This window comes from Mycobacterium adipatum (genome assembly GCF_001644575.1).
In the GTDB taxonomy this organism is placed as follows: Bacteria; Actinomycetota; Actinomycetes; order Mycobacteriales; family Mycobacteriaceae; genus Mycobacterium; species Mycobacterium adipatum.
The window spans coordinates 2818435-2840549 of sequence record NZ_CP015596.1; the positions used below are offsets into that span (position 1 = coordinate 2818435).

The following is a 22115-nucleotide window of genomic DNA, read 5'->3' on the forward strand; positions in this document are numbered from 1 at the left end:
CCTACTTCTTGACGGCCTTCTTCAGGGCCGCGAGGGCCTCGTCGATCCCATTCTCGGACTGCAACGCCACCTCGACCTCCTTTTGGTACAGCAGCCCGTAGGTGAAGGTGTCCTCGCCGGCGGCGTGTGCCGCGTCGGCCTGCTCGAGCAGGTGCGTGCGGCTGACCACACTGTCCTGATGATCGCCGAGCAGGCTTTGGATGGTCTTCGCCTTGGCCTCCACGGCCGAATTCCCAGTCGCCGCCGCCGTATAGCGAAGACGCTTGGCCCGCTTACGGATCCGGTGCAGTGACTCGTCGGTGCCGTCCTCCTCGGCCTGGTTCGCGGCCTTGCGGACCTTCTTGTAGGCGGCGGCCAGGCTCGCCGCGGCGGATTCGTCGCCGGATTTCTCCGCGGTCGGCGATGGCGCGGCCACCAGCTCATCCAACGCATCGAGCAACCGGAAGTACCGCTCGGAGCGCATCGCGTGCAGCGAACGACGCCACCCACTGACATAGCGCTGCTTGGCGCCGTCCACCAAGCGTTCGCGGACCGGCCCGCGCACCAACTCCGGCGCCAGCGCGTCGAGCGACTCCTCGTACTTCTCGGCAAGCACCTCGGCATCGCGCGCCACGCCGAGAATGCCCGCCAGCAGCTTCAGTTCGTCCAGTACCCAGGTGTCACCGGTCAGGCCGAACGACTCGTCGGCCAGCAGGCTGCGGATCTTGCGGGTGGTGACCCGCATCTGGTGCACGGAATCGTAGACATCGGCGCGCACCGCGCGGTCCCACGCGACCAACTCCTCGACGTTCGCCGCGACGGCCCGGCGCACCGGGTCCGAGGGCTCCACCGCGTCCGCGGCGGGTTCGGCGGTGGCCAGCACCCTGGCCAGCTTGGAGCCGTGACCGGCCGGCACCGCTCCCGCGTCGAACAGCCGGTTCGACAGCCGGTCCAGCACATCGGTGGAGCCGGCACCCTCGACCAGTTCCAGCTCCCATTCCCGCCAGGTCTGCGGCTCGCTGTCCGGGCGCAGCGCGGCCGCGGTCACCTGGTCATCGCAGAACTCCGCGACGGGCGCGTCATCGGCGCCGAACAGCAGCGAGACGGTGCGCTCGGTGGTGATCCGGGCCACGGCCCCCAGCGGCCGGTCCCGCACGATCGCCGCGACCACATCGCGGATGTCCTCGGGTACCGAATCGGCCAGTGGTGCGCGCACCTCGGTGCGGGCATCCGGGCCCGCGGGAAGCTTCACATGCCAGCCCGCGTCCGCCCCGCCGGTGCGCCGTCGCAGCGTGATGCGCTTGGCCGCCAGGTCGTAGTTGGGTGTGTCGTAGTACACCGCTTCCAGCGTCTGGCTGGGTGTGTGTTGCACCCTCGACACCACCGCCAGGCCCTCGAACGACGGCGAGACGGTGGTCTCGACCACGTCGAACTTCCGCTCAACCTCGGTGTGGCGCGACGCTTTTGGCTTATCAGCAGGCATGTTCACCCTTGTTCGGTACAGCTCGTGTCAGAAGTTGTGAACAGCGTGCCACATGCAGGTGAACAACCCCGGGTCGTGCGGCGCACCCGAATCGGGGGGCGCGTGTTACACATCGCGGCACCGCCGTAATACGGTGAGCGCCATGACCGCTTTCGAGACGCTGAAGTTCACCCGAGCCGGATCCGTCGTCAACATCGTGCTGGACCGGCCCGAGGCCGCCAACGGGATGAACGCCGCGATGACACGCGACCTGGCCGACGCGGCAACGTTGTGTGACACGGCGGAGACCAAGGTGGTCACCCTGACCGGCGCGGGGCGCTTCTTCTGCGCGGGCGGCGACCTCAAGGCGATGGCTGCCGCCGAGGATCCGGGCGTCTTCGTCAAGGGCATCGCCAACGATCTGCACCGCGCGATGTCGACCTTCGCCCGGATGGACGCGGTCCTCGTCACCGCGGTCAACGGGGTGGCCGCCGGGGCCGGGTTCTCCCTCGGCGTCTCCGGGGACCTGGTGCTGGCCGCCGAGTCGGCGTCGTTCACGATGGCCTACACCAAGGCCGGGCTGAGTCCCGACGGCGGCGCCTCCTACGTGCTGCCGCGGCTGGTCGGGCTGCGCCGCACCCAGGAACTGATGATCACCAACCGGGTGCTCAAGGCCCCGCAGGCCCTGGAGTGGGGTCTGGTGACGACGGTGGTCCCCGACGCCGACCTGCCCGCCGCGCTCGAGCAGCTGGCCGACGAGCTCGCTTCCGGGGCAAGAGGTTCCAATTCCGCGGTGAAGCAGCTGCTGCTGCACACCTATGGATCCGACTATGAGGCGCAGTTGGAGCGCGAAGCGCGCTTCATTGCCGGTAACGCCGCCGGCGCCGACGGTCGGGAAGGCGTGGCGGCGTTCCTCGGCAAGCGCGCCCCGGAGTTCTCTCAGTAGGAGTGCTCGTCGGCGGGGAACACTCCGCCGGCGACCTCGTCGGCGTACTGCGTTGCCGCACGCCGCAATTCGTTGCCGATCTCGGCGAATCGCTTCACGAACTTCGCGGTCTTACCCGAGGTCAGCCCGGCCATGTCCTGCCACACGAGAACCTGAGCGTCGCAGTTCGGTCCGGCGCCGATACCGACGGTGGGGATGGTGAGCTTGCCGGTGATCTGAGTGGCCAGTTCGGCGGGCACCATCTCCAGCACCACGGCCACCGCGCCGGCCTCGGCCACCGCGATCGCATCGTGGATGGTCTGGTCGCCGGCGTCGCCGCGGCCCTGCACGCGGAAACCCCCCAGACCGTTCACGCTCTGCGGGGTGAAGCCGATATGCGCGATCACCGGGATGCCGGCCTGGGTGAGGGCGGCGATCTGGGCGGCCACCCGCTCACCGCCTTCGAGCTTGACCGCGTGCGCGCCGGTCTCCTTCATGAACCGGGTCGCCGTCTCCAGCGCCTGATCGGCGCTGCGCTCGTAACTGCCGAACGGCAGGTCTGCGACGACCAGGGCGTGCTCGGCGCCCCGGACGACGGCCCGGACCAGCGGGATGAGTTCGTCGACGGTCACCTGCACGGTGGTGTCGTAGCCGTACACGACATTGGCGGCGGAATCGCCGACCAGCAGCACCGGGATGCCGGCGTCATCGAAGATTCGGGCGGTGGAGAAGTCGTATGCGGTGAGCATCGACCATTTGTGGCCTTCGGACTTCCACTTCTGCAGGTGGTGGGTGCGTACCTTCACGGGCGTCTTGGTGGCACCATAAACGGACTGCTCAGACATCTTTGTCCCTCGATGTGGTTGTCGGGTTGATCCTCGTGGCCCATCCGGGTCCCCGGGTCATCTGACGGCTACCAGTGTGCCACCCGGGAACCCCCCACGTGAACGGCCGGTTAAGTGGATTTCCTCACATCGGCACCGCACGGTCCTACCATCGGCTGCATGCAACGACTGAGCGGGCTCGACGCCAGCTTCCTCTATCTGGAAACCGCCGCTCAGCCGCTGCACGTCTGCTCGATCCTGGAGTTGGACACCTCGACGATGCCCGGTGGCTACACCTTCGACCGGCTGCGCGACGAGCTGAGTATGCGGATCAAGGCGATGCCGGAGTTCCGGGAGAAGCTGGCCGACAGCAGGCTGAACCTGGACCACCCGGTGTGGGTGGAGGACACCGACTTCGATGTGCAGCGCCACCTGCACCGCATCGGGCTCCCGTCGCCGGGCGGGCGCAGCGAACTCGCGGAGATCTGCGGTCACATCGCGTCGCTGCCGCTGGACCGCAGCCGGCCGCTGTGGGAGATGTGGGTGATCGAGAACGTGGCGGGCACCGACGCGCATTCCGGCGGGCGGCTGGCGCTGCTGACGAAGGTGCACCACGCGGCCGTCGACGGCGTCACCGGTGCCAATCTGATGTCCACGCTGTGCACCACCGAACCCGACGCGCCACCTCCGGACACGGTCGACGGCGTCGGGGGAGCGTCCGAGCTGGAGATCGCGGTGGGCGGCGCGGTCAAGTTCATCACCCGTCCGCTCAAGCTGGTCAACATGCTGCCCGCGACGATGTCCACGGTGGTCGATACCGCCCGCCGGGCCGCCAAGGGCCTCACCATGGCGGCGCCGTTCGCCGCGCCCAAGACACCGTTCAATGCCAATGTGACCGCGCACCGCAACATCGCGTTCGCCGAACTCGATCTCGACGACATCAAGACGGTCAAGGACCGCTTCGGGGTCAAGGTCAACGATGTGGTCCTGGCGCTCGTGTCCGGCGTGCTGCGACGCTTCCTGCTCGACCGCGGCGAGCTGCCGGATTCCTCGCTGGTGGCGATGATCCCGGTCTCGGTGCACGACAAATCCGATCGGCCCGGTCGCAACCAGGTGTCGGGCATGTTCTCCGAGCTGCACACCAATATCGCCGATCCCGCCGAGCGGCTGATGGCCATAGCCTCGGCCAATACCGTTGCCAAACAGCACAGTTCGGCCATCGGAGCGACCCTGTTGCAGGACTGGACCCAATTCGCCGCACCCGCGGTGTTCGGTGTCGCCATGCGCGTCTACGCGCGCAGCAAGCTGTCGGCGGCCGCGCCGGTGCACAACCTGGTCGTCTCCAATGTGCCCGGCCCGCAGATACCGCTGTACCTGCTGGGATGTGAGGTCAGGGCGATGTACCCGCTGGGCCCGATCTTCCACGGCTCGGGGCTCAACATCACCGTCATGTCGCTGACCGGCAAACTCGACGTGGGGCTGATCTCCTGCCCGGAACTGCTGCCCGACCTGTGGCCGATGGCCGACGACTTCACCGTCGCGCTGGAAGAGTTACTCGCCGCGCGCGACTAGCCTCACCTGCCTCGATGGTGGCGCATGGCAGCATGGTCAGCCATGAACCTCACGCGCGGGGTGCCCGCGGCCGCCATGGTGCTGCTTTTGGTCGCCGGTTGTAGCAATGCCATCGACGGCCGCGCCGTGATCTCCGCCCCCCGTCCCGGCACCCCGGTGCAGTGGGCGCCGTGTGAGGCGGCCGCCGGCGAGTCGCGGTTGCCCTCCGGCGCGGAATGCGGGCTGCTCTCGGTGCCGGTCAACTACGACAATCCCGACGGGGACGTCGCGCAGATCGCGATGATCCGGATCAAGGCCACCGGGGACAAGATCGGCTCGCTGTTCGTCAACCCCGGCGGCCCCGGCGAATCGGGGGTGGAGGCCGCGGTCAACCTGGTCGGCACCATGCCGCAGTCGGTGCGTGAGCGCTTCGACCTGGTCGGGTTCGATCCGCGCGGTGTCGGGGCGTCCAAGCCCGCGCTGTGGTGCAACTCCGACGAGGACAACGACAAGCTGCGTGCGGACCCGACGGTGGAATACACCGACGAGGGGGTCGAGCACATCGAGACCCAAACCAAGGAGTTCATCGACCGCTGCGTGCAGAAGATGGGCGAGGAATTCCTGGCCAATGTCGGAACCCAGAGCGTGGCAAAGGATCTCGACGCCATGCGGCAAGCCGTCGGCGACGAGAAGTTGACCTACCTGGGCTACTCCTACGGCACCCGGATCGGGGCCACCTACGCCGAACTGTTCGGCGACAAGGTGCGGGCGATGATCCTCGACGGCGCGGTCGACCCGAATGCCGACCCGGTCGAGGCCGACCTGCGGCAGGCCGCCGCCTTCCAGACCGCCTTCAACGACTACGCCGCGGACTGCGCGCAGGACCCGAACTGCCCGCTGGGCACCGACCCGGCGAAGGCCACCGAGGTGTATCACGACCTGGTGTACCCGCTGGTCGACGACCCGGCACCGACCAACGACCCGCGCGGCCTCGGCTACAGCGACGCGATCGTCGGCACCATCCTGCCGCTGTACTCACCCAACCTGTGGCGCCACCTCACCGACGGCCTGACCGAACTGAAGAACGGCCGCGGTGACACCATGCTGGCGCTGGCCGACCTGTACATGGGCCGGGATGCCAACGGTCACTACAACAATTCGACCGATGTGCGGGTTGCCGTCAACTGCGTCGACGAGCCGCCCATCACCGACCGGGAGACCGTCGTCGAGCAGGACCGGCGCTCCCGTGAGGTCGCCCCGTTCCTCAGCTATGGCGAGTTCACCGGGAACGCCCCGCTGGGTACCTGTGCGTTCTGGCCGGTGCCGCCGACCTCCGAGCCGCACGAACTCGACGTGCCCGGGCTACCGCCGACCCTGGTGGTGTCCACCACGAATGACCCGGCAACGCCGTACCAGGCGGGCGTCGACCTGGCCGAGCAACTCGGCGGCAGGCTGCTCACCTACGAGGGCACCCAGCACACGGTGGTGTTCCAGGGCAACACCTGCGTGGACGACATCTCCGCCAAGTACCTGATCGACGGCGCCCTGCCGCCCGTCGGTGCCCGCTGCTGAGACCCGGCGGGTCACAGCTCTGTCTCCGTCTGGTCTCCGCGCCGGTGCGCCGGTCGGGGCGCGGTGATGCGCATGCGAACATGGGCGCCATGTGGCTGGCGGGCAGACTTTTCGCGGTGCTGCTGGCCCTGATCACCGCGGCCGGCATGGTGTATGCACCGGCCCAGGCCGCACCACCGGCCTGGGGCGGGTGTGCGCAGTTCCTCGGTGACGCACCGGTGATCACGACGGCCCGGTGCACCACCGTCGCGGTGCCGATCGACTGGGCGAATCCGCAAGGGGCGCAAGCGCAACTGGCCGTCATCCGGATACCCGCGTCGGGCCCGAGGATCGGCACGCTGATGGTCAACCCGGGCGGTCCCGGCGCCTCCGCGGTCGACACCGTCGCCTCGATGGGCACCGCGCTGGCGGCCTCCCCGTTGGGGCAGCAGTTCGACCTGGTGGGCTTCGACCCGCGCGGTGTGGGCTACTCCACCCCGCAGCTGCGCTGCCGCAGCGACGCCGAGTTCGACGCCTACCGCAGCGAACCGATGGCCGACTACAGCCCGGCCGGGGTGGCGCATATCGAAGAGGTGTACCGGACGTTCGCGCAGTCCTGTCTGGACAACATGGGCCCGCAATTCTTGGCGAACATCGGCACCGCGTCGGCCGCGCAGGACATGGACGCGGTCCGGGCGGCTCTCGGTGAGGAGCAGCTGAGCTACCTCGGTTTCTCCTACGGCACCGAACTCGGCACCGCCTACGCGCAGCGCTACCCCGAACGGGTACGGGCGATGGTGCTCGACGGCGCGTTGGACCCCGGCTCGGATCCGATCAGCGAAAGCGTCTGGCAGCTCACCGGATTCCAGCGGGCCTTCGACGATTACGCCGCGGACTGCGCGAAGTCACCGGACTGCCCGCTGGGCACCGACCCCACCCAGTTCGTCGCGCGCTACCACCAGCTCATCGACCCGCTGGTGGCGCGGCCCGCGGCCACCAGCGACGGGCGCGGACTCGGATACGCCGACGCCATCACCGGCACCGCCAACGCCCTCTACGGCAAGCGCTACTGGCCGTACCTGACCAGCGGGCTGCTCGGCCTGCAGCGCGGCACCGATCCCGGTGATCTGTTGCAGCTGGCCGATGGCTACTGGCACCGTGACGCCACCGGGCGCTACCGCAACCAACAAGACGCCTTCACCGCGATCCGGTGCGTGGACGCCCCGTACCCCACGGACCCGGCGGCCTGGGTCGACGCCGATCGGCGTACCCGCGCGGCCGCACCCTTCATGGGCTACGGAACCTTCACCGGCTATGCGCCGCGAGATACCTGTGCGCTGTGGCCGGTGCCGTCCACTCGGGCACCCGCCGAGGCGACCTCACCCGGCCCGGGCAAGGTCATCGTGGTGTCGACGACGCGCGATCCGGCCACCCCGTACGAGGCCGGAGTGGAGCTGGCCCGCCAGCTCGAGGCGCCGCTGGTCAGCTTCGAGGGCACCCAGCACACCGTGGTGTTCAACGGCGACGAGTGCGTCGACACCACGGTGCTGGCATTCCTGGAGGGGCTGGTTCAGCCGCCGCCGGGGCTGCGCTGCTGAACGCCCTGCCTGGCCGCCTTGTCGTAGGGGATCATCTCCCGGGAGAGCAGCGCCCGCACCCGAGGATCGCGGCTGCATGCCACCGCGAAAACCGTCAGCAACACCCAGCTGCTCAGCGCGCTGGCGAGCACCAGCCCGAAGGCGGCCCAATCGCCGCCGGCCAGTTCGCGGGCCGCGTACTGCCGTGACCAGAGCCGCCAGTAGATCATCACGTTGACCGTCAACCCGACCCCGTAGGAGAGGGCGAACGAGAACAGGAACGGCTTCCAGGTGCCGTCGTGCAGGCGGGCCGAAACCGGTTCGTGTCGAAGCGGATACAGCACGGACAACACGTTCGCCACGCCCAGCCAGATGAACACCATCGTCACCAGCTGGTCGATCATGGCGACCGGGTTACCGTCTCCGATGGCGGTCAGCGCGCCGATCACCGGCAGCCCGGCGCCGATCACCAACACGGCGATGGTGATGTTCTTGACCACCAGGATGCGCCAGATGCGCTCGCCGTCGGCCAGCGCGCGGCGTACCCGTTCGGCCTCGAAACACAGGGCGTTGGTGCAGATCACACTGCCCACGATGGCCGCGAACAGATAGAGCGTCAGTCGGCCGGCGTCATAGCGGACCAGGCCGGAGAAGTGATAGAAGCCGACCAATGCCAACGCGATGCCCAGGGTGATGGCGGTCCGGACCAGGATCGCCCGCGGCTTGGCGCGCAGGACGTGGCGCAGTTCGCCGCCGACCCGGCGCGCCAGTCCGGGCAGCAGCCCCCGGATACCGCGCACCACCGCGGTCCGGGTCGGTGCGGGCGACACCTGCCGGGCCAGAGCCACCTGCAGTACCGCCTCGGCGACCGCCGCCCGGGCCAGCCCCACCGCCACCACGACGTTGGCCGCGGCCTGTCGGGGGGTCTGCGGCAGATCCCGGGTCGCGTCGACGGCGCGGGCGTGCTCCGCCGCGCGGGCCAGCCACTGTTCGGACGCCCCGGCCGCACCCACATCCGAGCCCACGTCGCGGTCGAGCTCGCTGCGGGCTCGGCCGGCCTCCTGGGCGAGGGCGGCGTCATCACCCCACTCGGCGGCGGCCGCGGCCGCCTCGGCGGCCCGCAACGCGCCGGTCAGGGCCCGTAACTCCTGGATGGCCGCGAGAAACTGTGACTCCCGGCCGGCATCGTCGATCACCGCATCACTGAATCACGTCGAGGTCGCCGCAACCGCGACGCGTGTGTAACACAGATTTAACAGCCGGTACCTAGGCTTCCAGCATGGACCGCCAGAAGGAATTTGTGCTGCGCACGCTGGAGGAACGCGATATCCGTTTCGTCCGGTTGTGGTTCACCGACGTGCTCGGATACCTGAAGTCGGTGGCTATCGCGCCCGCCGAACTCGAAGGTGCCTTCGAGGAGGGCATCGGCTTCGACGGTTCCTCCATCGAGGGCTTCGCCCGGGTGTCGGAGGCCGATATGGTCGCCCGGCCCGATCCGTCCACCTTCCAGGTGCTGCCGTGGTCCGACAGCGCCGGCAAGCACCACTCGGCGCGGATGTTCTGCGATATCACCATGCCGGACGGTTCCCCGTCCTGGGCGGACTCCCGGCACGTGCTGCGCCGTCAGCTGGCCAAGGCCAGCGACCTCGGATTCTCCTGCTACGTCCACCCGGAGATCGAGTTTTTCCTCCTCAAGCCCGGCTCGGATGACGAGCCCCCGGTGCCCGCTGACAACGGCGGCTACTTCGACCAGGCCGTGCATGACTCGGCGCCGAACTTCCGCAGGCACGCCATCGACGCCCTGGAACAGATGGGCATCTCGGTGGAGTTCAGCCACCACGAGGGCGCTCCCGGCCAGCAGGAGATCGACCTGCGCTACGCCGACGCCCTGTCGATGGCCGACAACGTGATGACGTTCCGCTACCTGGTCAAGGAGGTTGCGCTGGCCGACGGTGTGCGGGCCTCCTTCATGCCCAAGCCGTTCGGCGAGTACCCGGGCTCGGCCATGCACACCCACATGAGCCTGTTCGAAGGCGACACCAACGCCTTCCACAGCGCCGACGATCCGCTGCAGCTCTCCGATGTGGCCAAGTCGTTCATCGCGGGCATCCTCGAGCACGCCAGCGAGATCAGCGCCGTCACCAATCAGTGGGTCAACTCCTACAAGCGCCTGGTGCACGGCGGCGAAGCACCGACCGCGGCCTCCTGGGGCGCGGCCAACCGCTCGGCCCTGGTCCGGGTGCCGATGTACACCCCGCGCAAGGCTTCCTCGCGCCGCATCGAGGTGCGCAGCCCCGACTCGGCCTGCAACCCGTACCTGACCTACGCGGTGCTGCTGGCGGCCGGCCTGCGCGGCGTCGAGAAGAACTATGTGCTCGGCCCGCAGGCCGAGGACAACGTGTGGACCCTGACGGCCGAGGAACGTCGCGCGATGGGCTACAAGGAGCTGCCGGGCAGCCTCGGTGTGGCGCTGACCGAGATGGAGACCTCCGAACTCGTCGCGGAAGCCCTGGGGGAGCACGTGTTCGACTACTTCCTGCGCAACAAGCGCACCGAGTGGGAGAACTACCGCAGCACCGTCACCCCGTTCGAGTTGCGCAACTACCTGTCGCTGTAACTTGGGTGGGTGGCCAAACCCGCGACACAGCGCCCCAAACTGCCCGGTGTGGGCCGGCTCGGCCTCGTCGAACTCACCGCGCGGGAGGATCTGAGCAGGCTCGGCTGGACCACCGATGACCACGTGGAACTGCTGTGGTCGTTGTCGCGGGCACCCGATGCGGACGCGGCGCTGCGGGCCATGGTGCGCCTCGCCGATGCGCTGGAGTCCGACTGGCCCGAACTCAATCAGGCGCTGCTGAAGGACAAGGCGCTGCGCGGACGTCTGTTCTCGGTGCTGGGTGGGTCCCTGGCACTCGGTGATCATCTGGTGGCCCGCCCGCAGTCCTGGCATCTGCTGGCCGGTGCCGTCACGCTGCCCGCAGCCGAGGAGCTACGCCACAGCTTCGTCACCGAAGCCGAGAATGTCGCCGACCCGCGCACCGCCAGCCTGCCCTTGAAGGCGCTCTACCGGGACCGCTTGATGGTACTGGCCGCCCTCGACATGGCACCCACCGTCGAGAACGAACCGGTACTGCAATTCAGCGCCATCGGCGCGCACCTGTCGGATTTGGCCGACGCCGCGCTGGCCGCGGCGCTCACCATCGCGGTCAAGACGGTGTGCCCGAACGGCACTCCCGCACCGGTGATCTCGGTGATCGCCATGGGTAAATGCGGCGCCCGCGAACTGAACTATGTCAGCGATGTCGACATCATCTTCGTGGTGGAGAAGGCGGACGCCATCACCACCCGGGTGGCCGGCGAGATGATGCGATTCGCCGGAGACACCTTCTTCGAGGTGGACGCCGCGCTGCGCCCGGAGGGTAAACAGGGGCAGCTGGTGCGCACCCTGGAATCGCACGTCGCCTACTACGAGCGGTGGGCCAAGACCTGGGAGTTCCAGGCCCTGCTCAAGGCGCGACCGGCCGCGGGTGATCCCGACCTCGGGGTCCGCTACATCGAGGCGCTGATGCCGATGGTGTGGACTGCCTGCGAGCGTGAGGATTTCGTCGTCGAGGTGCAGGCCATGCGCCGGCGCGTCGAGGAACTGGTGCCCGCCGGGGTACGGGCCCGTGAGATCAAGCTCGGTACCGGCGGATTGCGTGACGTCGAATTCGCGGTGCAGCTCCTGCAATTGGTGCACGGCCGCAACGACGAGGCGCTGCACGTGGCCTCGACGGTCGACGCGCTGGCCGCGCTGAGCGCGGGCGGTTACGTCGGCCGCGACGATGCGGCCAACCTCACCGCGTCGTATGAGTTCCTGCGCCTGCTCGAACACCGCCTGCAGTTGCAGCGCCTCAAACGCACGCACATGCTGCCCGAGTCCGACGACGAGGAGGGGATGCGGTGGCTGGCCCGGGCCGCGCATATGCGTCCCGACGGTCAGCACGATGCACTCGGCGTGCTGCGCCAGGAACTCAAGCGGCAAAGCCTGCGGGTATCGCGGCTGCACGCCAAGCTGTTCTACCAGCCACTGCTGGAATCGGTGGGCAAGCCCGGGTTCTCAGACGGCATGTCGACCGAGGCCGCCGAACGCCAGCTTGCCGCACTGGGATACGAGGGGCCGCAGAGCGCACTGACCCATCTGGCCGCGCTGGCCAGCGAGGGCGGCAGGCGGGGCCGGGTGCAGCAGGTGCTGTTGCCCACCCTGCTGGACTGGCTGTCCGACACCCCCGATCCGGATGCCGGCCTGTTGTCCTATCGCCGCATCAGCGAGGAACTGGGGGACCTGCGCTGGTATCTGGCCACGCTGCGCGATGAGGGTGCGGTCGCCAAACGGCTGATGCGGGTGCTCGGCACCTCGGCCTACATCCCCGATCTGCTGATGAAGGCACCGGAGGTCATCCAGCTGTACGCCGACGGTCCGCAGGGCCCGAAGCTGCTGGAGGTCGACCCCGACACGGTCGGGCGGGCGCTGGTCGCATCGGCTGGGCGGCACCAGGATCCCGCCCGTGCGATCGCCGCGGCGCGCACGTTGCGCCGCCAGGAGCTGGCCAGGGTCGCGTCGGCGGATCTGCTGGGAATGCTTGAGGTCACCGATGTGTGCCGCGCCCTGACATCGATCTGGGTAGCGGTGCTGGAGGCCGCCCTGAACGTGGTGATCAGGGACAAAGCACCCGAGGCCGGCCCGCCGGCCCGTATCGCGGTGATCGGGATGGGCCGTCTCGGCGGCCGCGAACTGGGCTACGGGTCCGACGCCGACGTCATGTTCGTCTGCGAGCCGAACGCCGGGGTCGAGGAGTCGGTCGCGGTGAAATGGGCGGTGACCGTTGCCGAACAGGTACGGGCCCTGCTCGGAACTCCCAGCGCCGACCCACCTCTGGAGGTCGACATCGGGTTGCGCCCGGAGGGGCGCAACGGGCCGCTGGTGCGGACGCTGTCCTCCTACGAGGCGTACTACGCGCAATGGGCGCAGCCCTGGGAGATTCAGGCCCTGCTGCGCGCGCACCGGGTGGCCGGCGACGCCGACCTCGGGGAGCGGTTCCTGCTGATGGCCGACAAGACACGCTATCCGGCGGGCGGGGTATCCGCCGAGACCGTGCAGGAGATCCGCCGTGTCAAGGCCCGCGTCGACGCCGAACGGCTGCCGCGCGGTGCGGACCCCAACACGCACACCAAGCTGGGGCGCGGCGGGCTGGCCGATATCGAATGGACCGTGCAGCTGCTGCAACTGCGCTACGGACACAAGATTCCATCGCTGCACAACACCTCCACACTGGAGACGCTGGACGCCATCGGTGCTGCCGAACTCGTTGCCGAGGGCGATGTCGCGCAGCTGCGGGAGGCGTGGCTCACCGCGACGAGAGCGCGCAATGCACTGGTGCTGGTCCGGGGTAAACCGACCGATCAACTGCCCGGCCCCGGGCGGCAGCTCAATGCCGTTGCCGCGGCGGCCGGCTGGGCAGGTGGCGACGGCGGCGAATTCCTGGACAACTACCTGCGGGTGACGCGTCGGGCGAAGGCCGTGGTGCTCAACGTCTTCGGGGGCTGAACCTGTCGGGCGCTGAACCTGTCCGGCTCTGAGAATCAGGCCGGTTCGTCGGCGCGGATCCCCACCGCGTCGAATGCCGTCTTGATCGCCTCGATCTGGGCGCTGCCCAAGCCCTGGGCTCGTGCCGAGGAGATGATGGCGTACCGGGCATCGACGAATTTCGCGGTGGACGGCAGCCGGTACAGCGAGTCATAGAACACCCGGGCCCACTGCTCGCCCGACACCTGATCGCGGGTCGCCTCCATCATCTGGTAGGCGGCGAAGTTCATGATCCCGCTGTTGCTGTGCACGTAGTCGAAGTCGTCGTTGGCGTTGCAGCCGCACGGGTCGACCAGGAGGTTGCCGTAGTGCTCGGGCTGGCGGTAGTCCGATGGGTCGGCCATGTTGCGGTACGGATTTCCGTAGGCGTCTTCGGCGAAAAGCCAACGGGCCGTGCCGGTCTTGTTCTCGATGAGGGCGCCCATGATGTCGGCATAGGATTCGTTCATGGCGCCGGATTCACCCAGATAGGCCAGACCGTTGACGTACTGGACGACGGCGTGGGTGTATTCGTGGGCCACCAGGTCCAGCGCGGCCTGGGTGCTTCCGGCGTCGCCGAACACCATCACCGAACCGGTCCACGCGGCATTGCGCCAGCCACTGGCCGACACCCCACCGGGGTTGTAGTCGATGCTCATCTTGATCTCGGCACCGTTGTCGTCGAACGAGTTCCGCCCCAACACGTCTGTGTAGTAGTCGAAGACCCGGATCATGTTCGCCTGAGCCGACACCGCGGAGCGCAGCCAACTCGTCGTGTACCCGACCACACTGCCGGGAATGCTGGGCAGCCCGGACCAGGTGCTCTGGTAGGTGGTCGCGTAGGTGGTGATGTTGCGGCCGGCGTCGGTCAGCACGATCGAGGACCCGGTGTTGGCGGCCATCACCGTGCGGACCTTGCCCAGCTGATCGGTGCCCGACGAGCGCACCGGTGCCAGGGCGTGCTGCGCGCTGGCGAATTCGGAGATGATCGCGCCGGGTTTGGTGCCGTTGGCGGCGACGATATAACGCACCCCCACCGAGGGGTACGCGCTGTCGGGCGCCGAGGTGACGTGGACGTGCCAGGCCAGCTGCGGCGGATTGTTCAGATCCTCGTGGTAGAACACCAATTCGGTGTCGAAGTGCAGGGTCGCGAGGAAGGCATCCCGGGTCGCCTGGCTGGGGCTGCCGCCGAGATCGGATACCACATCGGCCTTGAGCAGGTCGATGACCTTGGATGCCCGGTCCACCGTTCCGATCGGGACGGTGCTGACCGCCGTGATTGCCGGATCGTAGTTGCTGATCAGTCCGGTCACCGTGCCGCTGCTGTCGGTGCTGAGCACCAGTTCGCTGCCCAGCACCCGCAGTCCGTTGATCTTCGGGCTGAGCCGGTAGAACACCGAGCCGAAGTCGTTGGTGGACACCGTGATATCACCGGCGCGCGCGAAACCCGCGGGTATCCCGAGCAGGGTGGATACCCGGTTGAGGAGGGCCGCCGCGGACGTCGGGTCGGTCACGGTGTCGACGGTGAAGGTCCCGTCGATATTGCGGATCTTGCCTTCCTTGTTCCGGCCGATGTCGACATGGCCGGTCAGTGCCAGGTTGCGCAGCTCGGCAAGGGTCAGCGTGCCGTCGACATCGGGGTGCACCGCCGAGATCGGGACGCTGACATCCACCGGGATGCCATGTGTTCCGTCCAGCGCGGACACCGTGAAGCTCAGCGTGTCCTCCTCTGGGGTGAACCAGGCGCGGTATCGCGCAACGGTATTCGGCGTGAAGACGAACGCGCCGGTGCCCTGGTTGACGGTGAGGGTGCCGCTGGTGGGTGTCGCCGAGGCGAGCAGGTAGCTCAGCGGCGACGAGTCGGAAACCTGGATCTGGCCGGTGACCACGCCGGTGATCGAGTTCGTGGCGTAGGTGATGGTGCCCGCCACCGGCAGGTCATCACCGGGTGCCGACGCCGCTACGGTGACCGACACCGCCAGGGTCTGGGTGGCGCCGTGTCCGTCGTCGATGCGCACCGTGAACGAGTCGGTGCTGGTGCCGGCCGCGCGGGCCGCGGCGCTCGGGGTGTAGCTGAACGTGCCGTCGGTATGAAGCACCACCGATCCGCGGGTCGGGCCGGTCGGGACGGTGAAGCGCAGCGGGTCCAGGTCGGCATCGGTGACGCTGAGCGCCCCGGTGACCCGCCCGGTGGCGAAGTCGGTGTCTAGACCGGTGATCGATGCGGCGGTGGGGGCGCTGTTGCGGGGACTGATGGCCATGGTCACCGGTACGGCGAGCACGCCCCCGTGCCCGTCGTCGACGGTGATGGTGAAGGTCTCGGTCCGCGCGGACGGGTCGGCGGTGGCCGCGGCGTGGCGGGCGGTGGCGGTGGGGGTGTAGGTGAACCGGCCATCGGCGCCGACGACGAGGGTGCCCTTCAGGGTGGCGGTGGTGCCGTCGTAGTAAATGCGGTCGCCGTTGGCGTCGGTGGCCTTCACGGTGCCGGTGATCACACCGGTCGACGAATTCGGTTTCCCTATTGTGACTTTCACCGTGGGATCGACATTGGCCGGAACGATGGCGATGGTGATGGTCTGCTGGACGACGCCGCGCCGTCCGTCGTCGACGGTGATGGTGACCGTGTCGGTCAGCGCGGACAGCGGGGCCGTGTCGGCGGCGGCGAGATGTCGCGCGGTAGCGGTGGGGGTGTAGGTGAAGGTGCCATCGGGGCCGAACGCGATGGTGCCCTTGGAGGGCTTGGTGAGCACCGTGATCGTCAACCGGTCGCCGTCGGCGTCGGTGACCCCGGTCGACCCGGTGACCTTGCCGGTGACCGGGTCGCCGGTACCGGTCGGCGCCGCCACCTCGGGTCGCTGATTGTCGGGCACCAGGGACACCACGTGCAGGACGCCGGCGGCGGCATCGGTGAGATACAGCTGCATACCGTCGGGACTGGCGGCCAGGGCGCCGGCAGCGGTGTGCAGAGTGGTCTGCGGAGTGTGGGTTCGGGTGTCGTACACCTGCAGATCGCCGTCGGTGGTGGTCAGGAACAGCAGGGTGCCGTCCTTGTGGACGGTGGCCCCGGTGACGGCCCCGGCGGTGTGGAACTCGGTACCGGTCGCGGCCCCGGTGCTCGTCAACACCCTGACCGTGGTGCCGCCGGTCACCGCGTAGACCGCCGCGGAATCCCGGCTGACCGCGATGACAGATGAATCGGCGGTACCGGCAAGGAGTTTGGCGGAGTTGGTCCACGACGATGTGGTGTACACGGCGATACCGGTGGGTGTGGTCGCGTACACGCGCTTGCCGTTGGGGCTCACGGTCATCGATGTCGTACCGCTGGTGTTGGCGATCCAGGCCGCAATGCGATTGGTCGAGGTGCTCAGTTTGGCCATCTTGCCGGTCGCATTGCCGATGTACAGTGCGCCACCGGACGGGCTGATCGCCAGCGCGGTCGGGGTGAAGCGCAGCGCGATCTGGCGCCGCACGGTGTTGGTGGCGGTGTCGATCACGGCGATGGAGCGGTTCCCGGCATCGGCCACGTAGGCCGTCCGGCCGTCGGCCTTCACCACCACCGCGACCGGGTTGGTGCCGACCGGAATCGTCGAGACGACCGTGCCGTCGATGGTGTTGATGACCGTGACGGTTCCCGCGGCCGAATTCACGAGGTATGCACGGCTATTGGTGGCAGCCACCGCACCCGGCCGGTCGCCGGTGGGTATCGGGTCGAGCAGCTGAACCGGCGTCGGGTCGACGGGGACGGCCACCGTCGCGACGACCTTGGCCGTCGTGCCGTCACTGACCGTCACGGTGAACACCGCGTCGGGCATGCTGGTCAGCCCGGCCCGGACACGTTGGGCCGCGGTCGGGGTGTAGGTGAACACGCCGGTGGAGCTGAATGTCAGGCCGCCCTCGGTGGGCCGGGTGAGCAGCGCGTAGGTGAGCCTGGCGCCCTCGGGATCGGTCGCCACGACGCGTCCGTTGACCGCGCCCGTGGTCGGGTCGGGGTTGCCGAGCACCGGGTCGCCGAGTACCGGGGCGATATTGGTGGCGGCGGCGACGGTCATGGCGGCCGGTGCCGATGCCGCCGTGGGAGCGGGGGAGAGACCGAGTTGACGCCGAGCCGCGGCCAGCAGTACCCACAGGCCGGGGAACTCGACGGTCGCACCGGACCGGCTGCCGTGCAACGGTGCGGCCAGGGCCGACAGCACGGTGCTGATCACCTTTGCCGGCGTCGGCAGTGTCGGTTCCGGGACCGACTGCGGCGTGGGGTTGCTCACGGTGGCCGCGGCGATCATCGGAGTGGTCACGGGCGCGGGATCGGCGGCGCGCAGCACCGTCGGCGCCACCGGTTCCGCCGACACCTCGGGAACCGGGGCGGTCGCGATTCGGGCGGTGCGCCGTGGGCCGGCCACGGTGCGGGGCTTCTTCTTCGGCGTCGCAGATCGCAGCGCGGGACGCTCGGATGTCGGCGCGGACGCGGCGGTCGGCGGATCCGGTTCGGCGGGGGTCGGGTCGGCCGCCGGCGTGGCACCGGAGGTCGGGTCCTGAGTCGAGCTATCAGAGGTGGCTGAGCCGTCCGAGGTGCCCGAGCCGTCCGAGGGGCCCGAGCTGGAGTCGGCCTGGCCGGTGCCGGACCCGCCGGTGTCCGGGTCGGCCCATACCGGTGCCGGGACCGCGATCGCCGAGCCGATGCCCAGGGCCACCGCCAGTGCGCCGACCCGGCCCACGTGGCGCGCGCAGCCCGTTGTCCTGGAGTCCCTCACGACCCACGCCTCCATTCCGACGCCGGTCAATTGACGGCAACGACAACCTGCCTGGAAGTAGACCACAAAAGGTGCTCCGACCGGAGGCGATGGCGCGTTTGGGTGCGCACCCGGCTACTGATAGACCGGCTAATGATAGAACTGATCGATGAGCCAGCCGTTCGCCGAGATCACTGCCGACGAGCACGACCGTCGGGCCGCCTTGCACGGCCCGTTGACGGCCGCCGTGCGGCGGCTGGTCGAGGCCAGCATCAGCACCGGCGCCGACTGCGAGACGATTCGCCGGGCGCAACGGGCGCTCGAAGAGATCGCGGACACGCTGGAGCAGCAGCGACACGACGATCCTCGCACCATGCGGCACGCCGAGACGGGTCGGCCGATCAGCTGGGCCGACCCGGTGATCGGACTACGCAACCCGATCGCGCCGCCGCTGACCGTCGAGCACACCGAGTCGGGGCGCTGCTGGGCCGAATTTACCCTGGGTGCGCCCTATGAGGGCCCGCCCGGGCGGGTGCACGGCGGCATCTGTGCGCTGGTGCTCGACCATATTCTCGGCGAGGTGGCCAGCGAGGGCCTGCGCAAACCCCGATTCACCGGCACGCTCACGCTGAAGTATCTGCGCGGCACCCCGCTCGGACCGCTGCGCGCCGAGGCCTGGGTGGATCGCACCGAAGGCATCAAAGCGTTTGCCCGCGGGCAGATCCTGGACGCCGAGGGTGTGACGGTGGAAGCCGAGGGCATTTTCATCATGCCCGCGTGGGCGCGGGAAGCGGGCTAGCTTTTGCGCCGGAGCACGCTGTCCAGTGCAATCGAACCGCCGCCGAGGAACACCAGCAGCAGGAAGCCGAAACAGAACAGCACGGCGGGTTCGCCACCGTTGTCGATGGGCCAGAACGCCGTCGGCAGGTGTGCGCTGAAGTAGGCGTAGGCCATCTCGCCGGAGGCGACGAAGGCGGCGATGCGGGTGAACAGGCCGGTCAGAATCAACAGGCCGAGAACCAGTTCGATCACCCCGGCGTACCAGTACGGCCAGGTTCCCATCGGGACGGTGCCGCTGGGCATCGCGGTGGGGAACCCGAGCAGCTTCTGCGTGCCGTGCAGGGTGAAGAGCAATCCGAACACGATCCGAAAGATCGAGAGGACCACGGGCGCGAACTGCGTCAGCTTGGTGTCGATGTCAGACGATGCCATGCGTCCATAATAGGACCACGGTCCGCTTATCTCCTAGCCCGCGGGTGTCCGTGTGCGCAGTCTGTCCACGGAGAAGGGCCCGGGCCCGGTGAATACCAGCAGGAAGAACACGAAGCAGAACGCGATCGCGTCGAGCCCGCCGTTACCGCCGTATTCCGGCGGCGCGATCGGCCACAGTCCCATCGGTTGGTGTTGCCAGAAGTAGGCCACCGCCATCGCGCCGGAGGCGATGAATGCCGCTGCGCGGGTGAACAACCCAACCATGATGAGCAGGCCGCACACCAGCTCGATCACCCCCGCGTACCAGGCCGGCCAGGAGCCGACGGGGATGGACATGGTGAGCGGCCAGTCGAAGATCTTCGAGGTGCCGAACAGGGTGAACAGGAAACCGAACACGACCCGGAGCAGACTGAGCACTGCCGGTGCGAGCGCGTCCAGGCGAGCGGACAGGTTGATCATGTCTGGCAACCCTACCGACCGAGGGTGACACGTTGCCGCGTGTCGGTGTCGGGAATCTGCAGCAGTTGTGCGCGCCATCGATCGCGGGGTGACATGTGTTCACGGTAAGCGGTACCGACGAAACCACCCGCACCACAATCGACTCGGCGATCGCGGCGCGGGTGGCGTCGTCAGGTGCGGACCCTACGGGTCAGACGTCGTAATGGTTAGACGTCGTAGTACAGGCTGAACTCGTACGGGTGCGGACGGATCTGGATCGGCATGATCTCGTTCTCACGCTTGTAGGAGATCCAGGTCTCGATGAGGTCCTCGGTGAACACGCCACCCTCGGTGAGGTACTCGTGGTCCTCTTCGAGCTTGTCGATCACCGCGGCCAGAGACGTCGGGGCCTGCGGGATGTTGGCGGCCTCGTCCGGCGGCAGCTCGTAGAGGTCCTTGTCGACCGGGGCGAGCGGCTCGATCTTCTTCTTGATGCCGTCGATACCGGCCATCAGCATGGCCGCGAACGCCAGGTACGGGTTACCCGAGCTGTCCGGGCAACGGAACTCGAGGCGCTTGGCCTTCGGGTTGTTGCCGGTGATCGGGATGCGGACACAGGCAGAGCGGTTGCGCTGGCTGTACACCAGGTTGATCGGCGCCTCGTAACCCGGCACCAGGCGCTTGTAAGAGTTCACCGTGGGGTTGGTGAAGGCCAGCAGCGACGGCGCGTGGTGCAGGATGCCGCCGATGTAGTGGCGGGCCATGTCCGACAGACCCGCGTAGCCCGCCTCGTCGTGGAACAGCGGCTTGCCGTCCTTCCACAGCGACTGGTGGGCGTGCATGCCCGAACCGTTGTCGCCGAACAGCGGCTTGGGCATGAAGGTGACGGTCTTGCCGTTCTGCCACGCGGTGTTCTTGATGATGTACTTGAACAGCAGCACATCGTCGGCCGCGGCCAGCAGCGTGTCGAACTTGTAGTTGATCTCGGCCTGTCCGGCGGTGCCGACCTCGTGGTGGCCGCGCTCCAGGACGAAGCCCGCGTTCTGCAGGTTGGTGGCCATCTCGTCGCGCAGGTCCACATAGTGGTCATACGGAGCGACGGGGAAGTAGCCGCCCTTGGGCCGCACCTTGTAGCCGCGGTTGGGGGAGCCGTCGGCCTCATAGGGCTCGCCGCTGTTCCACCAGCCCGACTCGGAGTCGACCTCGTAGAAGGTGCCGTTGATCTTCGAGTCGAAGCTCACCGAATCGAAGATGTAGAACTCGGCCTCGGCACCGAAGTAGCAGGTGTCGGCGATGCCGGTGCTGGTGAGGTAGTTCTCCGCCTTGCGGGCGACGTTGCGCGGATCGCGCGAGTACGCCTCACGGGTGAAGGGATCGTGCACGAAGAAGCTCAGGTTCAGCGTCTTGGCCGCCCGGAACGGATCGATGCGTGCCGTGTTGGGATCCGGCAGCAACATCATGTCCGACTCGTGGATCGACTGGAAGCCGCGCACCGAGGAGCCGTCGAAGGCCAGCCCGTCCTCGAACACGCTCTCGTCGAATGCCGCTGCCGGGATCGAGAAGTGCTGGACGACACCGGGCAGATCGCAGAACCGAATGTCGACGTACTCGACGTTCTCGTCCTTGATCAGCTTGAAGATGTCATCGGAGGTCTTTTCTGCCACTACAAGTTCTCCTTTTCTGGTGACCCGCGCGTTGACGCTATGGACACGATGTTGCACGGTCATCAACCATATGTTGCGTCGAAGTTACGCAATGCCTCTTGAGCGGCCCGCCCTATGCTGGTCGGCATGGCCCGCGAGATCTCATCCTGGTTGTCCGGACCGGAACCCACAAGCTCGGGTGGCGTGGGTGATGAGTACCCCGGGCACCGGCTCGGACTGCCCCGCACCGGGCCGGGCTCGATCGCCGGATTCGGGCGTCGCGCGGCTGCGCTGCTGGTGGACTGGTTGATCGCCTACGGACTGGCCGCGCTCGCGATGAGCCTGGGGCTGCTGTCGCTGCAGGCATTGTCCACCGCGGTCCTGCTGATCTGGCTGCTGTTGGGCGCCGCCTCGGTCCGGTTGTTCGGTTTCACGCCCGGCCAGATGGCGCTCGGGTTGATGGTGGTGTCGGTGGACAACCGCCGCCATGTCGGTATCGGTCGGGCGCTGGCCCGGGGTGTGCTGGTAGCGCTGGTGATTCCGCCGCTGTTCACCGACAGCGATCAGCGCAGCCTGTCCGACCTGGCGACCAAGACTGCCGTGGTGCGCCGGTGAGCGCTC

Annotated in this window: 15 protein-coding genes; 8 read left to right on the plus strand and 7 right to left on the minus strand. The window is 68.2% G+C overall.

Annotated elements, in window-relative coordinates:
* Position 1: 1 nt before the first annotated feature.
* Complete coding sequence (locus A7U43_RS13395; RefSeq protein ID WP_067995868.1) at positions 2–1462, minus strand: CYTH and CHAD domain-containing protein; 1461 nt, start codon at positions 1460–1462, stop codon at positions 2–4.
* Between the two features lie 142 nt (positions 1463–1604).
* Between A7U43_RS13395 and A7U43_RS13400 the strand changes: the two genes are divergently transcribed.
* The gene (locus tag A7U43_RS13400; RefSeq protein WP_067995869.1) at positions 1605–2387 is read left to right on the plus strand and encodes an enoyl-CoA hydratase/isomerase family protein; all 783 of its coding nucleotides are present in this window, start codon (positions 1605–1607) and stop codon (positions 2385–2387) included.
* On the opposite strand, the gene panB is transcribed toward A7U43_RS13400, so the two are convergent.
* Complete coding sequence (gene panB, locus A7U43_RS13405) at positions 2381–3211, minus strand: 3-methyl-2-oxobutanoate hydroxymethyltransferase (RefSeq protein ID WP_067995870.1); 831 nt, start codon at positions 3209–3211, stop codon at positions 2381–2383. The two genes, A7U43_RS13400 and panB, sit on opposite strands and share 7 nt — an antisense overlap.
* 159 nt (positions 3212–3370) lie before the next feature.
* Here panB and A7U43_RS13410 point away from each other — a divergent pair, with 159 nt between their 5' ends.
* From A7U43_RS13410 to A7U43_RS13420, 3 genes are all read left to right on the plus strand, one after another.
* On the plus strand, positions 3371–4762 hold the full coding sequence (locus tag A7U43_RS13410; protein ID WP_067995872.1) for a WS/DGAT/MGAT family O-acyltransferase: 1392 nt from the start codon (positions 3371–3373) through the stop codon (positions 4760–4762).
* Positions 4763–4804: 42 nt separating this feature from the next.
* Positions 4805–6313, plus strand: a complete 1509-nt coding sequence (locus tag A7U43_RS13415; protein WP_197500006.1) for an alpha/beta hydrolase — start codon at positions 4805–4807, stop codon at positions 6311–6313.
* A gap of 80 nt (positions 6314–6393) precedes the next feature.
* Positions 6394–7890, plus strand: a complete 1497-nt coding sequence (locus A7U43_RS13420) for an alpha/beta hydrolase (RefSeq protein WP_067995877.1) — start codon at positions 6394–6396, stop codon at positions 7888–7890.
* Here A7U43_RS13420 and A7U43_RS13425 read toward each other — a convergent pair.
* Positions 7863–9065 carry a hypothetical protein gene (locus A7U43_RS13425; protein ID WP_067995882.1) on the minus strand — a complete coding sequence of 401 codons (1203 nt, stop codon included), beginning with the start codon at positions 9063–9065 and terminating at the stop codon, positions 7863–7865. The genes A7U43_RS13420 and A7U43_RS13425 overlap by 28 nt on opposite strands.
* A gap of 83 nt (positions 9066–9148) precedes the next feature.
* Here A7U43_RS13425 and A7U43_RS13430 point away from each other — a divergent pair, with 83 nt between their 5' ends.
* Together A7U43_RS13430 and A7U43_RS13435 are read left to right on the plus strand one after the other, a co-directional pair.
* A complete protein-coding gene (locus A7U43_RS13430) occupies positions 9149–10486 on the plus strand; it encodes a glutamine synthetase family protein (protein ID WP_067995885.1) in 1338 nt (445 codons plus the stop codon).
* A 9-nt stretch (positions 10487–10495) separates the two neighbouring features.
* Positions 10496–13456, plus strand: coding sequence for a bifunctional [glutamine synthetase] adenylyltransferase/[glutamine synthetase]-adenylyl-L-tyrosine phosphorylase (locus A7U43_RS13435; RefSeq protein WP_067995887.1), 2961 nt, complete (start codon positions 10496–10498; stop codon positions 13454–13456).
* A gap of 35 nt (positions 13457–13491) precedes the next feature.
* Here A7U43_RS13435 and A7U43_RS13440 read toward each other — a convergent pair whose 3' ends face one another.
* Entirely contained in the window at positions 13492–18222 is a 4731-nt protein-coding gene (locus tag A7U43_RS13440) for an Ig-like domain-containing protein (protein ID WP_156525906.1), read from the minus strand.
* Between the two features lie 148 nt (positions 18223–18370).
* On the opposite strand from A7U43_RS13440, the gene A7U43_RS13455 reads away from it, so the two are divergent.
* A complete protein-coding gene (locus A7U43_RS13455; RefSeq protein ID WP_067995907.1) occupies positions 18371–19000 on the plus strand; it encodes a PaaI family thioesterase in 630 nt (209 codons plus the stop codon).
* Here the strand turns inward: A7U43_RS13455 and A7U43_RS13460 are convergent.
* From A7U43_RS13460 to glnA, 3 genes are all read right to left on the minus strand, one after another.
* Positions 18997–19413, minus strand: a complete 417-nt coding sequence (locus A7U43_RS13460) for a DoxX family protein (RefSeq protein WP_067995909.1) — start codon at positions 19411–19413, stop codon at positions 18997–18999. The two genes, A7U43_RS13455 and A7U43_RS13460, sit on opposite strands and share 4 nt — an antisense overlap.
* A 33-nt stretch (positions 19414–19446) precedes the next feature.
* Positions 19447–19872 (minus strand): DoxX family protein, encoded by a 426-nt coding sequence (locus tag A7U43_RS13465; RefSeq protein WP_067995911.1) that lies wholly within the window; start codon positions 19870–19872, stop codon positions 19447–19449.
* A gap of 206 nt (positions 19873–20078) precedes the next feature.
* Complete coding sequence (gene glnA / locus A7U43_RS13470; RefSeq protein WP_067995915.1) at positions 20079–21515, minus strand: type I glutamate--ammonia ligase; 1437 nt, start codon at positions 21513–21515, stop codon at positions 20079–20081.
* 126 nt (positions 21516–21641) lie between these two features.
* Here glnA and A7U43_RS13475 point away from each other — a divergent pair, with 126 nt between their 5' ends.
* Positions 21642–22109, plus strand: a complete 468-nt coding sequence (locus tag A7U43_RS13475; protein WP_068002638.1) for an RDD family protein — start codon at positions 21642–21644, stop codon at positions 22107–22109.
* The last annotated feature ends 6 nt before the right edge of the window (positions 22110–22115 follow it).

What these genes read in the sequence shown, in the direction of transcription:
- A7U43_RS13395 (WP_067995868.1), bottom strand. Translation starts at nt 1,462, where the DNA reads ATGCCTGCTGATAAGCCAAAAGCGTCGCGCCACACCGAGGTTGAGCGG.
- A7U43_RS13400 (WP_067995869.1), top strand. Translation starts at nt 1,605, where the DNA reads ATGACCGCTTTCGAGACGCTGAAGTTCACCCGAGCCGGATCCGTCGTC.
- panB (WP_067995870.1), bottom strand. Translation starts at nt 3,211, where the DNA reads ATGTCTGAGCAGTCCGTTTATGGTGCCACCAAGACGCCCGTGAAGGTA.
- A7U43_RS13410 (WP_067995872.1), top strand. Translation starts at nt 3,371, where the DNA reads ATGCAACGACTGAGCGGGCTCGACGCCAGCTTCCTCTATCTGGAAACC.
- A7U43_RS13415 (WP_197500006.1), top strand. Translation starts at nt 4,805, where the DNA reads ATGAACCTCACGCGCGGGGTGCCCGCGGCCGCCATGGTGCTGCTTTTG.
- A7U43_RS13420 (WP_067995877.1), top strand. Translation starts at nt 6,394, where the DNA reads ATGGGCGCCATGTGGCTGGCGGGCAGACTTTTCGCGGTGCTGCTGGCC.
- A7U43_RS13430 (WP_067995885.1), top strand. Translation starts at nt 9,149, where the DNA reads ATGGACCGCCAGAAGGAATTTGTGCTGCGCACGCTGGAGGAACGCGAT.
- A7U43_RS13455 (WP_067995907.1), top strand. Translation starts at nt 18,371, where the DNA reads ATGAGCCAGCCGTTCGCCGAGATCACTGCCGACGAGCACGACCGTCGG.
- A7U43_RS13460 (WP_067995909.1), bottom strand. Translation starts at nt 19,413, where the DNA reads ATGGCATCGTCTGACATCGACACCAAGCTGACGCAGTTCGCGCCCGTG.
- A7U43_RS13465 (WP_067995911.1), bottom strand. Translation starts at nt 19,872, where the DNA reads ATGATCAACCTGTCCGCTCGCCTGGACGCGCTCGCACCGGCAGTGCTC.
- A7U43_RS13475 (WP_068002638.1), top strand. Translation starts at nt 21,642, where the DNA reads ATGGCCCGCGAGATCTCATCCTGGTTGTCCGGACCGGAACCCACAAGC.